At 73.3% G+C, this 12,768-nt stretch carries 9 protein-coding genes, 2 tRNA genes and 1 pseudogene; 5 read left to right on the plus strand and 7 right to left on the minus strand.

Features of this window, described 5'->3' with window-relative positions; all coding sequences use genetic code 11:
* Positions 1-30: 30 nt before the first annotated feature.
* Positions 31-302, minus strand: a pseudogene (locus ACZ6A9_RS08750) (amidohydrolase family protein); the annotation flags it as partial.
* Positions 303-347: 45 nt separating this feature from the next.
* Positions 348-1,220, minus strand: coding sequence for a DUF2797 domain-containing protein (locus tag ACZ6A9_RS08755; RefSeq protein ID WP_468981014.1), 873 nt, complete (start codon positions 1,218-1,220; stop codon positions 348-350).
* A 143-nt stretch (positions 1,221-1,363) separates the two neighbouring features.
* Between ACZ6A9_RS08755 and ACZ6A9_RS08760 the strand changes: the two genes are divergently transcribed.
* The 4 genes from ACZ6A9_RS08760 to ACZ6A9_RS08775 all read left to right on the plus strand — a co-directional run bounded on the left by ACZ6A9_RS08760 (position 1,364) and on the right by ACZ6A9_RS08775 (position 4,284).
* Positions 1,364-1,795 carry a DUF7144 family membrane protein gene (locus ACZ6A9_RS08760; RefSeq protein WP_468981017.1) on the plus strand — a complete coding sequence of 144 codons (432 nt, stop codon included), beginning with the start codon at positions 1,364-1,366 and terminating at the stop codon, positions 1,793-1,795.
* 65 nt (positions 1,796-1,860) lie between these two features.
* Positions 1,861-2,322: a potassium channel family protein gene (locus ACZ6A9_RS08765; RefSeq protein WP_468982863.1), complete on the plus strand. Its 462-nt coding sequence runs from the start codon at positions 1,861-1,863 to the stop codon at positions 2,320-2,322.
* A gap of 171 nt (positions 2,323-2,493) precedes the next feature.
* A complete protein-coding gene (locus ACZ6A9_RS08770) occupies positions 2,494-3,882 on the plus strand; it encodes an FAD-binding oxidoreductase (protein WP_468981019.1) in 1,389 nt (462 codons plus the stop codon).
* A 93-nt stretch (positions 3,883-3,975) separates the two neighbouring features.
* Positions 3,976-4,284, plus strand: a complete 309-nt coding sequence (locus ACZ6A9_RS08775; RefSeq protein ID WP_468981022.1) for a hypothetical protein — start codon at positions 3,976-3,978, stop codon at positions 4,282-4,284.
* A 107-nt stretch (positions 4,285-4,391) separates the two neighbouring features.
* On the opposite strand, the gene ACZ6A9_RS08780 is transcribed toward ACZ6A9_RS08775, so the two are convergent.
* Positions 4,392-4,464, minus strand: a tRNA-Arg gene (locus tag ACZ6A9_RS08780).
* Positions 4,465-4,653: 189 nt separating this feature from the next.
* Positions 4,654-4,744, minus strand: a tRNA-Ser gene (locus ACZ6A9_RS08785).
* A 441-nt stretch (positions 4,745-5,185) separates the two neighbouring features.
* Between ACZ6A9_RS08785 and ACZ6A9_RS08790 the strand changes: the two genes are divergently transcribed.
* Entirely contained in the window at positions 5,186-9,403 is a 4,218-nt protein-coding gene (locus ACZ6A9_RS08790) for a PAS domain-containing protein (RefSeq protein WP_468981024.1), read from the plus strand.
* An 84-nt stretch (positions 9,404-9,487) separates the two neighbouring features.
* On the opposite strand, the gene ACZ6A9_RS08795 is transcribed toward ACZ6A9_RS08790, so the two are convergent.
* The 3 genes from ACZ6A9_RS08795 to ACZ6A9_RS08805 form a co-directional block, all read right to left on the minus strand.
* The gene (locus ACZ6A9_RS08795; protein WP_468982867.1) at positions 9,488-11,131 is read right to left on the minus strand and encodes a long-chain fatty acid--CoA ligase; all 1,644 of its coding nucleotides are present in this window, start codon (positions 11,129-11,131) and stop codon (positions 9,488-9,490) included.
* 152 nt (positions 11,132-11,283) lie between these two features.
* Positions 11,284-11,844, minus strand: a complete 561-nt coding sequence (locus ACZ6A9_RS08800) for a SigE family RNA polymerase sigma factor (protein WP_468981026.1) — start codon at positions 11,842-11,844, stop codon at positions 11,284-11,286.
* 279 nt (positions 11,845-12,123) lie between these two features.
* Complete coding sequence (locus ACZ6A9_RS08805; RefSeq protein WP_468981028.1) at positions 12,124-12,447, minus strand: hypothetical protein; 324 nt, start codon at positions 12,445-12,447, stop codon at positions 12,124-12,126.
* Positions 12,448-12,768 lie beyond the last annotated feature (321 nt).

Here is a 12,768-nt window from a genome sequence, read left to right on the forward strand (position 1 = left end):
CCCTGAGAAACCCACCACCGTCCCGAGCCGGCCCGGCTCGTGCGGGTAGAGCGTCGCGGTGAAGGCCCGCACGCCGAACGCCCGCGGCAGTGCCGCCCGTTCGGTCTCCTCCTCGCGGTGGTGATCGGCCACTCGACGCCGCCGGTCAGTGGCCCCGGTGCGTCGAAGTAGGCCCACACCTTGCGCAGCACCCGCTCCGGCGTGAAGTGCGTGTGCACGCCGACGAGCCCGGGCAGCCCGAGCCCTTCCCATAAACGCCGCACGCCACCGGCTTCGGCACGGGTCACGCGGTGGTCGCTCATGCCGACACGATCACCCGTGACCGCGCCCCCGCTCCGGGGGCGGGGTCAGAACAGCCCGTCCTGCGCGGCCGGCCTCTCCTTCAGCGGCCGGACCGGCACCGCGCCCTCCCTCCCGGTGGCCGGGACCAGCGCCCACCCGGTCAGCAGCCGGGTGTCCAGCACCACCACCCCGCTGTCCGTCAGCAGGTGCAGGTCGGGTCCTGCGGCGGCCACCAGCTCACCGCTCACCGCGCTCCCGGCGACCAGTTCGCGGACCTGCCCCACCGCGGCCGGCACGCCCGCCAGCCCGAACACGCCGACGTGATCGACGGCTTCGAACGGTGCGGGGGTGAGCGACTCCGGCCATCCACCGAGGGCGCGTGCCCTCGCGTGCAGCCCGGCGATCTCCACCGCCCGTTCTCCGGCCGTCACCGGGAGCGCCGCCCTCGCCGCCCTCTTGTCGGCGTAGGGGATCCGGTCGGGCACCCGGAGCGCGGCGCGCAGCAGCTCCTCGGTGCGCCGCGCCGCCATCAGCGGCCCGCTGCCCAGCCAGGTGAAGCAGACCGCCCCCTGCTCCAGCAGCCGCGCCCGCCCCCGCCGCACCGCGGTGATCCCGACCTTGGTCATGCCGGGCCCGAACCACGCCAGGTACACGCGGTAGGGCCGCGGGTCGTCCGCGAGGGTGTCGGCGGCCACCGAGTGCGCCCGGTCCAGCCGGGCGCACTCCTCGCAGCGCGCCCCCGTACTGCGCGCGGGAACCGGCGCCGCGAGCGGACACGCGTGTCCCCGTGCCCCCACACAGGTCCGCACGCCCCCTTCCGCGACGCCGAAGGCCACCCGTTTCCCCCGGGCCAGCGGCGAGCGGCGGCCACCGTCCCACGTCAGCACGGGACCGTCCGCCGACCACCGCAGCCCCGCGCACCTCCATGCCTGTGCCATCCCCGCCGAGACTAGGGGGCACCACTGACAACGCCTTCGCCCGGCGGCCCGGCACCGCCCGCCGAGGTGCCGGGTGCGATCCGCGGTGCCAGTCTGGACTGAGGTATCGCACCGCTCGGGGACGTCCGAAAGGCCGAGAACACATGGCGAGCAATGTCAGCGGTACGCGCCACCAGGCGACCGGGAGGCAGGCGGAGAACCCCTGGGCGACGAGCTGGACGGTCGCCGCGGCGGTCCTGATGACCTTCGGCGGCATCATGGCGATCTTCCAGGGCATCGCCGCCATCGCGAAGGACGACGTCTTCGTCACCACCCCGAACTTCACCTACGAGTTCAGCCTGACCGGGTGGGGCTGGGTCCACCTGATCCTCGGCGCGCTGGTGACCGCCGCCGGCATCGCCCTGATCAAGGGGTCGACCTGGGCCAGGATGGTGGGTGTGGCCCTGGCCGGGCTCAGCATGGTCGCCAACTTCGTGTGGCTGCCGTACTTCCCGGTGTGGTCGATCGTCCTCATCATCATCGACGGCTTCATCATCTGGGCCCTGTGCGCACCCCGCCGCGAGAACCAGGCGTAGGGCGCGCGTCCACGGTCCGGGGCGCCCTGTGGCCCTGGCTGGTCCAGGTGGCCGGGGTGACGGTGATGGTCGCCGGGTATTTCCTGCTGCCCCTCGACGGTCTCGGACCGCAGCGGCCGGTCCTGAGCTGGGTGGTCTTCTGCATCGCGTTGACGCTGATCGCGCTCATGCTGTTGCGGCAGGTCGTGCGGGTGCTGCTGTCCGTCCCCGACGTCCGTCCGGGCATGGTCATCCCGCCCCTGATGTGCCTGGCCATCCTGGTCTTCGCCACCGCCTACCTGGCGCTGGCGAAGAGCCCGGGCGAGATCGACGGCATCACCACCCGCCTGGACGCCCTGTACTTCACCCTGGTCACCCTCGCCACGATCGGCTACGGCGACATCACCCCGCACGGGCAGGCGGCGCGGCTGGTCGCCGTCCTGCAGATCCTCTACGCGTTCGTCTTCCTCACCGCGGCAACCACCAGTCTGACCCGCCACCTCCAGGAAACCGTCCGCCGGCGCGAGCACCCGCACCGGCCCGACTGATCCGCCACATCGCGCCCTCATGTGTGCTGCGTCACACTGATAGCAGTGGGGTTCGCTCTTCCGGGCCCCCGGACCCGGGCCCTGGGACGAACGTCGGCCGTCCGCCGTTCCGTCCGCCCGCGACCCATCCGCCTCCCCGATCCTTCCGAGGGGTGTCCGCTCATGAGCGGCATGGACGCAACTGCTCTCGACAGCCTGCGCACGGCCTCGCGAGGACGTGTCGTCACACCGCAGGACGCGGAGTACGACGAGACCCGCAGCATCTACAACGCCATGATCGACCGGCGCCCGGCCGCCCTCGCCCAGTGCACGGGCACGGCGGACGTGCGCACCACCATCGCCTTCGCCCAGGAGACGGGCGCCGACCTCGCCGTCCGCGGCGGCGGGCACAGCGGGCCGGGCCTGTGCCTGGTCGACGGCGGGCTCACCCTCGACCTGTCCCCGATGCGCTGGGTCCGGGTCGACCCGGAGACCGGGACCGTGCGGGTGGGCGGCGGCAGCCGACTCGGCGACCTGGACCACGAGGCGCACGCCTTCGGCCTGGGCGTACCGAGCGGGATCAACTCGACCACGGGGGTCGGCGGCCTCACCCTGGGCGGTGGCCACGGCCACCTCACCCGCACGTACGGGCTGACGGTCGACAGCCTGATCGGCGCGGACGTCGTCCTGGCCGACGGCAGCGTCGTCGCCGCCTCCGAGAAGGAGCACCCCGACCTGCTGTGGGCGCTGCGCGGCGGCGGGGGCAACTTCGGGGTGGTCACGTCGTTCACGTTCCGGCCGCACCCGGTGGACACGGTCGGGGTGGGGGCGACCGTGTGGCCGGTGGAGCGCACACCGGAGGTGCTGCGCTGGTACCGGGAGTTCCTGCCGGCCGCGCCGGAGGACCTCAACGGGTTCTTCGCGCTGATGACCGTCCCGCCGGGACCACCCTTCCCGGAACCGCTCCACGGCCAGAAGATGTGCGCCGTGATCTGGTGCCGCACGGGCGACATGGAGGACGGCCGCCTGGAGGAGACGCTGTCCGTGGTCAACGAACCGGCCCCGCCGGCCTTCCACTTCGCCACGCCGATGCCCTATCCCGCCCTGCAGACCATGTTCGACGACCTCGTCCCCAAGGGCCTGCAGTGGTACTGGCGGGGCGACTTCTTCGACGGCATCCCCGACGAGGCGGTCGCCGTGATCGAGCGGTACGGCCACGCCCTCCCCACCGCCCTGTCGACGATGCACTTGTACCCGGTGGACGGAGCGGCCCACCGGGTCGCCCCCGGCGAGACGGCCTGGGCCTACCGGGACGCCGTGTGGTCCGGTGTCATCGCCGGCATCGACCCCGACCCGGCCAACGCCGACGCGGTCCGGCAGTGGTGCGTCGACTTCTGGACCGACCTCCACCCGCACTCCATGGGCGGCTCGTACGTCAACTTCCTCGGCGAGGCGGAGGGCACCGAACGCGTCCGCTCCACCTACCGCGACAACTACGACCGTCTCGCGGTCGTCAAACGCGCCTACGACCCGCACAACTTCTTCCGCGCCAACCAGAACATCGCCCCGGCCGCGGCCTGATCGTCACACCCCGCGCGCGGCACACTCGCGACGGTGTCCATCGTCCCGGCCCGGACCTTGCTGTCCGCCGTCGCTGTACAGCAGGATCGGACGATGTCCCGATCCGCAGGCGCGCACACCGCCGATCCGTGCCCCCGGTGCTTCGTCGAGGCGGTCCGCCTGGGCAGCCCGACGGCCGTCGCGGGACGCGAGGTCGTCGCGTACCTCTGCGATCGCTGCGCGCACCTCTGGTCCCGGCCGGTCGAGGAGGACCTGGAGGTCCACGACGTCGTGAGGGTGGACCTCCCCGGAGGCACGCTCTACGGCATCGCCTGGCAGGTGGAGGCCGACCGCGTCCAGGTACGCGGTACGGGTGGTGCCTGGCTGCGGTGGGTCGAACGCTGGAGGGTCATCGTCCACTGACGACGCCCTGAGACGTCGGGTACCGGCTGACCCGGTCGCTGCACTTAGCTGCGGTACGACCTTGAAACGCCAGAGACCCCGGATCACTCCGGGGTCTCTGGCCTGTGTGCACTCGGCAGGATTCGAACCTGCAACCTTCTGATCCGTAGTCAGATGCTCTATCCGTTAAGCTACGAGTGCTTGTCTCTTCATTTGTCTCGCCGCTCCCGGCCCTTGCGGCCCGCTCGCGGCGACAGGAAGAACATTACATGACTGCCGCCGCCATGTGAAATCCGTTAGTCCCACCCCTTGTGACCTGCACGAACACCGGATCCGGGGAGGGCGGCACGACGAAGCCCCGGCCACAGGGGCCGGGGCTTCGTGATGGTGCGGAGGCGGAGGGATTTGAACCCTCGATGGGCTTTAAGACCCAAACCGCATTAGCAGTGCGGCGCCATAGACCGGACTAGGCGACGCCTCCTCACGCATGACCTCCGCGCGTGAGCGCGAGCGGTCGGTGCGTGCCGATGATGACACAACCGCGTGGCCTGCCACCAATCGGTCCCCACGGTACTAGGCGGGAAGCCCGCAGGGCAAAGCACTTCCGGTCATCGGCCCGGCGTGGCGCGCGACCGCCCGCCGGGGCCGGCACCGTCCCCCTCCTCCCCGGCCCCGGGCGGCGAGTCGGGGCACAGGGGGCGTAAAGGTCCCGCGAAGATCCGGGACGCGTCGGCGCAGGCAGACACCGGTCCGGGCGGCACCGGGCGTCACGGGGTCGTCACTTCCTGGTGCGATGTACGTCCCATCCGGCGCCGCGAGCGCGACCCCAGCCCTTAGACTCCCTCGCGTGACACGTTGCGGGCAGGTTGGCAAGATGGCCCGAGCGGTCGGCACGTCGCGGTAACAGGGAGGAAGCGGTCTCGTGAGCAGCAGGCCATCCCGAGGCGCTGCTCGCCTCGCAGCCATACTGGACGCGCTTCCCGACGCGCTGGTCCTGGTCAACGCCAACGGGACCGTCGTCAACGCCAACACCATCGCCCTGGAGGCCTTCGAGACCCCGGGCACGGCGCTGGTGGGGCGGGGGCTGCTGGATCTGCTGCCGCAGTTCGACAGCAAGCTCATCCCGGGATCCATGCGGCGGCCCGACCACATCGACCCCCGCGCGCGTACGAAGCCGACCCGGATGACCGCCCGGCGCACCGACGGCAGCGAGTTCCCCGTCGAGGTCACCAGCGCGAACCTGGACACCGGCCAGCAGGCCTACGACAACTACGGCTACGCCGGCGACGAGCTGCTGATGCTCGTCGTCCGCGACCTCTCCGGCACCGTGGACACCGAGGCCGAGCTGGCGCGTTCGCAGCGGCAGACCGAGATGATCCTGCGCGCCGCCTCCGAGGGCGTCGTCGGCACCGACACCGACGGGCGGATCGTCCTCGTCAACCCGGCCGCCGCCCAGATACTGGGCTACCGGGCCGGTGAACTCGGCGGACGCGAACTGCACACCCTGGTCCTGCACTCGCGCGCCGACGGCTCCCCCTTCCCGTACGACGAGTCCCCGCTCGCCGACACCCTGCGCTCCGGACGCAAGCACCGGGTGCGCGGGCAGGTGCTGTACTCCAAGAGCGGCGACAAGCTGCCGGTCGACCTGACGACCGCTCCGGTGCGCGACGGCGACCAGCTCGTCGGCGCCGTGATGACCTTCCTCGACCGCCGCCCCTACGACGCGCTCGCCCGCGAGAAGGACGACGCCGAGCGGGAGCACGCCGAGGAGCTGGAGCGCCTCGCCGAGGAACACGGCTCGGAACTCACCGCCCTGCGCCAGAGCCACATCGCCGAACTGGAGCGGCTCGGCGAGAAGCACGCGGAGGAGCTCGCCGCGAACGAGGAGCGGTACGCCGCCCTCGGTGAGCGGGAGAAGGACCGGTACGAGGCCCTCGCCGCCCGGCACGAACAGCTGCTCACCCTGCTCGGCCAGTCCCTGCGCGGCCCGCTGGACGAGCTGCGCCGCGAGCTGTCCGCGCTGGCCGCGGACGACGCCGGGCAGCTGTGGCCGGAGGCCAACCAGGTGCTCCACCACCTGTCGGCCGGCTATGCCCGCATCACCACGCTCATCGACAACGTGCTCGGCTACCAGCGGCTCGACGTGGGCGCCGAGCAGGTCGCCCGGACGAAGGTGATGCTCGACGCCGTCGTCGCCGCGGGGGTCGACGGGGCCGTGGAACTGATCGGTCCGGGGCGGGTGCAGTTCGCCGTGCACGCGCCGCCCATCGAGGCGGAGGTGGACCCGCGGCTGCTCGCCACGGCCCTCGCGCACCTGGTCGCGGACGTCGCCGGTGTCGACGCGACCGGCAACACGCCCCTGTCGGCGGGCGGATACCTGGACAACACCGTGGTGGTCGCGGCGGCGCAGCGCGGCGAGGTCGTCCGCATCGAGGTGCGCGGGCCGTACGGCGGCGGAGACCCGGTGCACGAGCCGATCGTGCGCGGGATCGTCCGGGCGCACGGCGGTGTGCTGCAGACGCACGAGGTGCCGGGGATGAGCGGCAGCGCGTTCGTCCTCGAGGTGCCGATCGGCGGCGGGGCGGGGGCCGTGGCCGCCACCCCGGCTCCGGTACCGGCCGAGGCTCCCGGGCCGGCCGGAACCCCGGTCCCGGCGGAGGCTCCGGTGCTGCCCGAGGCTCCGGTGCCGGCCGAGGAGGCCGCGGGCGGACGGCGACGGGCACGGCGCTCCTCCGTGGACGCCTTCCTGGAGAGCGAGGTGCCCGGCCCGGACGACGGCGCCGCCACCGGGACGGCACCCACCGGCACGGCACCCACCGGCCGGCGCAGGCGCCGCGCGGCCGCCGAAGAGCCCGCGCAGGTACAGCTGCCGGCCCAGGCGTCCGGTGAGGGAACGACCGCGTCCGGCGGTACCGGCCGACGGCGCGGGCGCCCCGCCGAGGACGCTCCGGCCGGTGCCGCGCTCGAACTCGCGGGTGGCGGAGTCTCCGAGGGGGCGGTCGTCACCGCCGCCGAGCACGCGGCGGGCGCCGCCGCCTCGAACACCGGTCTGGGCGGGACCGTACCCCCGCAGGGGGTTCCCGCGCCCGCCGGCCGACTGACCGGGCAGGGGGCGGGTGAGCAGCAGGCGCTGCCGCCGGCGCTGCCCGCGCCGGCCACCGGCCGGAACGGGTCGGCCGGGACGCCGCAGTCGGCCGAGGTGGCCGTGCACGTGCCGGCCCAGGCGTCGGGGCAGGCGGAACAGCAGCCGACGGGACGGCGCCGCCGGGCGCTGGCCGCCGCCACCGAGCGGGCCGCCGCGCAGGAGGCCGCGCCCCGCACCGTGTTCGCGCTGCCGCCCGCCGAAGCGGACCAGGGGGAGGGGACCGGACAGGCCGAGGTCGTCGGGCAGCCGGCACGGACCGGCGCGAACGGATCCGCCGCACCCGGTGGAGCTCCGGCCGGCGACGGCCGCCACGACGCCGTACCGCACGACCAGGCCGACGACCACACCCCGCCGCAGCCGCATCCGACCAGCGCACCGACCGGCCGCCGACGGCGGGCCGTCACGCAGCCGGCGGAGGCGGCACCGGACGCACCTGCCACGCCGGTCGTCCCGGCTCCAGGGGCTCCGGAGCAGTGGGGCGCGGTGCCTCCGCAAGCGATGCCCGTACCCGCACAGGGTCACCCCCAGGCCCCGGCGGCGGCGCCGCTTCCCGCGGCCCAGCCGCTCCCGGCCGAGGCCGCGCCCACGCCTGCTCCCGCTCCCGCTCAGGTGACTCCGGCGGAAGGCACCCCGGTCCCGCAGCCGTGGCCCGCCGGTGACGACTCCGGCGCCGGTGTGCCCGCAATGCCGGTCCCTGACCCGCCGCAGCCGACGACGCCCGCCGGCGGGACGCCGCTGCCTCCGGAAGGCGCGCCGGCGCCCGCGCCGCGGGCCGCTCAGCCGCTGCCCGAGGAGGCCGCGGCGCCGGTGGACCCGAACTCGACGCAGGGACGTGCGATCAGCGTGCGGACGCTGGGGCAGGGCGTGCCGTTCACCCGGCAGGCCGCCCAGGTCCAGCAGCCGCTGCCCACGGCCACGCCTCCCCCGCACCAGCCGGGCGGCTCCGGACGCCGCCGCAAGCTCGGTACGCGCCCCGACGCGCCCGCGGCCACCGGTGCCGAGCAGAACGCGAGCCCGCACCCGACGGCCGGGCCCGGGCCCGCATCCGCGCAGGCACCGGCCCCGCGGCAGGCCGCCGCTGCGGCCCTCGCCCAGGCGCAGCCGTCCCCCGCCGGGCAGTCCCGGCTCGCGCCCCAGGCCGAGGCCGCCGGACGCTCGTACGCCATAGGCGCGCCCGACGCGGATGCCGCCGAGGGGCCCGAACCGCTGGACGGGCCGGGCGGTGCCGTCGAGGTGGCGGACACCCCGCGTCCGCAGCCGATGGACGACGAGCTGCCGCCGGAGCCGCTGGACAACCCGCGCCGGCTGCTGGTGTGGCCCGCGCCGGACGTCTCGACGCAGCAGGCGCTGAGCGACCGTGGCTACCGGCCGGTGATCGTGCACTCGCGCGAGGAGGTCGACGCGCAGATCGCGGCCTTCCCCGCCGCGCTGTTCGTCGACCCGCTGACCGGGCCCATCACGCGCACGGCACTGCAGTCGCTGCGGCAGGCGGCGGTGGCGGCCGAGGTGCCGGTGCTGGTCACGGCCGGGCTCGGACAGGCATCGCGCGATGCCGCGTACGGCGCCGATCCCGCCGTCCTGCTGAAGGCGCTCGCGCCGCGTGACAGTGAGCAGCACCCCCCGCGGGTGCTGCTGATCGAGGAGCACGCGGAGATCGCGCTGGCGCTGACCGGGACGCTGGAGCGGCGCGGGATGCAGGTCGCCCGGGCGGCGAGCGACGCGGACGCGGTGGCGCTGGCGGGGCAGTTGCGGCCGAACCTCGTGGTGATGGACCTGATGCAGGTGCACCGCCGGCAGGCCGGGATCATCGACTGGCTGCGGGCCAACGGACAGCTCGACCGCACCCCGCTGGTCGTCTACACGGCCGCCGTCGACCAGGCGGACCTGCCGCGGCTGGCCTCCGGCGAGACGGTGCTGTTCCTCGCGGAGCGGTCCACCAGCCCCGAGGTACAGGAGAGGATCGTCGACCTGCTCTCGCGGATCGGGACCAACTGACCGGCGTCCGCCTGGTGAACGACGTGCGCCGGGCGGTGAGCGGGGAGTTTCCCGCTCACCGCCCGGCGCGTCGCCGTCCGTGCGTCAGATCTGCGTGACGTCCAGCGTGCCCTCGGCGTACTGCCGGCGCAGGACCTTCTTGTCGAACTTGCCGACGCTGGTCTTCGGCACCGACTCGATCACCGTCCAGCGCTCCGGGAGCTGCCACTTGGCGATCTTGCCCTCCTCCTGGAGGAAGGCGCGCAGGGTGTTGAAGTCGGCGGTGGAGCCCTCCTTGAGGACGACGGTGGCCAGCGGGCGCTCGCCCCACTTGTCGTCCGGGACGGCGACCACGGCGGCCTCGGCGACCTCCGGGTGGGACATCAGCGCGTTCTCCAGCTCGACCGAGGAGATCCATTCGCCGCCGGACTTGATGACGTCCTTGGCGCGGTCGGTCAGGGTCAGGAAGCCGTCGGGGCTGATGGTGCCGACGTCGCCGGTCTTCAGCCAGCCGTCCTCGCTGAACTTGTCGGCGGGGCGCAGCGGTTCGGCGCCGGGGCCGTTGTAGTAGGCGCCCGCGATCCACGCTCCGCGGACCTCCAGCTCGCCGGCCGACTCGCCGTCCCAGGGGAGGCGTTCGCCGCCGGGTCCGGTGAGACGGGCCTCGACGCCGGCCGGGAAGCGGCCCTGGGTGAGCCGGTAGGCGAACTCGGACTCGGTGCCGACGGCGCTCGCCGGCGGGCGGGCGATGGTGCCGAGCGGGGAGGTCTCCGTCATGCCCCACGCGTGGCAGACCCGCATGCCCAGCTTGTCGAAGGCCTCCATCAGGGAGGGCGGACAGGCGGAGCCGCCGATGGTGACCTGGGTGAGGGCGGAGACGTCCCGGGGCCTGGCGGTCAGCTCGGCGAGCAGGCCCTGCCAGATGGTGGGGACGGCGGCGGCGTGCGTCGGCCGCTCGCTCTCGATCATCTCGGCGAGCGGGGCGGGCTGCAGGAAGCGGTCCGGCATCAGCATGTTGACGCCGGTCATGAACGTGGCGTGCGGCAGTCCCCACGCGTTGACGTGGAACTGCGGGACGACGACCAGCGAGGTGTCCTCGTCGGTGAGGCCCATCGACTGCGCCATGTTGACCTGCATCGAGTGCAGGTAGATCGAGCGGTGGCTGTAGACGACGCCCTTGGGGTCGCCGGTGGTGCCGGAGGTGTAGCACATGGCGGCGGCGGACCGCTCGTCCAGCTCCGGCCAGTCGTAGGCGACGGGCTGTCCGGCGATCAGGTCCTCGTACTCGTGCAGCCGCACGGTGGCGCCGGCCAGGGCCGAGCGGTCACCGGGACCGGAGACGACCACGTGCTCGACGGTCTTCAGGTGCGGCAGCAGCGGGGCGAGCAGGGGGATCAGCGAGCCGTTGACGAGGATGACCCGGTCGGCGGCGTGATGGACGATCCAGGCGAGCTGCTCGGGGGGCAGGCGGAGGTTCAGGGTGTGGAGGACGGCTCCCATGGAGGGGATCGCGAAGTACGCCTCGACGTGCTCGGCGTTGTTCCACATGAGAGTGGCGACGCGTTCGTCACCGGTGACGCCGAGGTCCTCGCGCAGGGCGTGGGCCAGCTGGGCCGCACGGGCGCCGATCTCCGCGTAGGAGCGGCGCTGCGGCTCGCCCTCGCCGGTCCAGGTGATGACCTGCGATGTGCCGTGGATCGTCGACCCGTGGGTCAGGATCCTCGAGATCAGCAGCGGTACGTCCTGCATGGTACTCAGCACGGCGTCCTCCTGGGCGACAGCGGCGTCGCCTGCGCGTCGGTACGGGTTGCGCTGATTCTGCGCACATACCGCGCGGTATGTCACTAGCGGGACGGATGATCGATCACCCGGCGCCGAGGGACTGCGTCCCTCATTGCCGCTCATTGCCGGACAAGTCCCAGCTCGGCGTCGTCGCGGAGTTTGCCGAGCGCCCTGGAGACCGCGGACTTCACCGTGCCGACCGAGACGCCGAGCACCTCGGCCGTCTGCACCTCGCTGAGGTCCTCGTAGTACCGCAGCACGACCATCGCCCGCTGCCGCGCGGGCAGCCGCATGATCGCCCGCCACATCGCGTCGCGCAGCGCCTGCCGCTCGGCCGGGTCCTCGCCGCCGGGTGCCGGGTCGGGCTCGGGCAGCTCGTCGCAGGCGAACTCGTCGACCCTGCGCTTGCGCCACTGCGACGTGCGCGTGTTGAGCAGCGCCCTGCGCACATAGCCGTCGAGCGCACGGTGGTCCTCGATGCGCTCCCAGGCCACGTACGTCTTGGTGAGCGCGGTCTGCAGCAGGTCCTCCGCGTCGCTCGGGTTCCCGGTCAGCGACCGGGCGGTACGCAGGAGCACCGGATGGCGGGCTCGCATGTACGACGAGAACGACGGGTACGGGAGGGTCTGCGTCGGTGGGGCAGCGGCGTGCGAAGCGCTGGTGCAGACGAGTGTGGTCATGTCTCCACGCTAGGAGCGGGCCCCGTCCGGCGGATCGGCCGCAGGTCCAGAACCCGCGTCCCCCTCAGGTTGTAGGGGTGGGGCCGTCCCCACCTCCTGGAGGTGGACGAGCGGATGAGGGGGTACTGCGGGTCGGCCCCTGGGGGACCGGACGGCACGGGGGCCGCCGCAGGCGTGCTCCGCACCCGGGGCACGCCTGCGCGGCGGTACCGGAGTACCGCCGCGCGGACGCCCCGCACCCCAGGAAGCGCACCCCACACGATCAGAACGCCGGCGTCCTCACCACAGGGGGGTGAAGCTGATGGCCACGTTGTCGTTGCCCTGGTTGACGGCCGTGAACGCGGAACCGTTGACCTGGGCGGTGTTGCTCAGGTTCGCGGCGCCGGGACCGCCGGCCTGCTGCTGCGTGGTGGCCGAGGTGCCGAAGTTGTCGCCGCCGACACCGGTGCCGAGGGCCCCGGCCTCGCCGCTGATGGCCGTCGCGTCTGATCCGTCGTCCGCGAGGGCGCCGGTGTCCGCCGTCGCCACGCCGGCGAACAGGGCGGCCGCGAGCGGGAGCGCGGAGACCGCGGCGATGACACGGGCGGTACGGATGCTTGCCATGTTGTGTTCCCTCCAGAACCCACAGGACGCACCGGCTCAGTGCCGCAAGTGCGTGAAGTACGGCTTTCACCAGGGAAGTTGACCCCCGCCCCGGTGTCGTCCACGACGTCGCGAGATCAGGATTGCCCACCGGATCGCCCGGAACCACCCCGGAAGACGCGATTCGCACGCAAGCGTGACGACAGGGCGATAAACCCCACCTCGCCCCCGAGTTGCCCAGCTCGCACCAGAGCCCTCCCCGCACCCAAGCACCCCAAGGGGGGAAGCGTTACGGCACGTTTCCGCCGGTCCGGCCCGCCCAGGCGGGCCGCACCCCCCACC

The sequence above is a fragment of the Streptomyces sp. NPDC041124 genome (assembly GCF_055592385.1).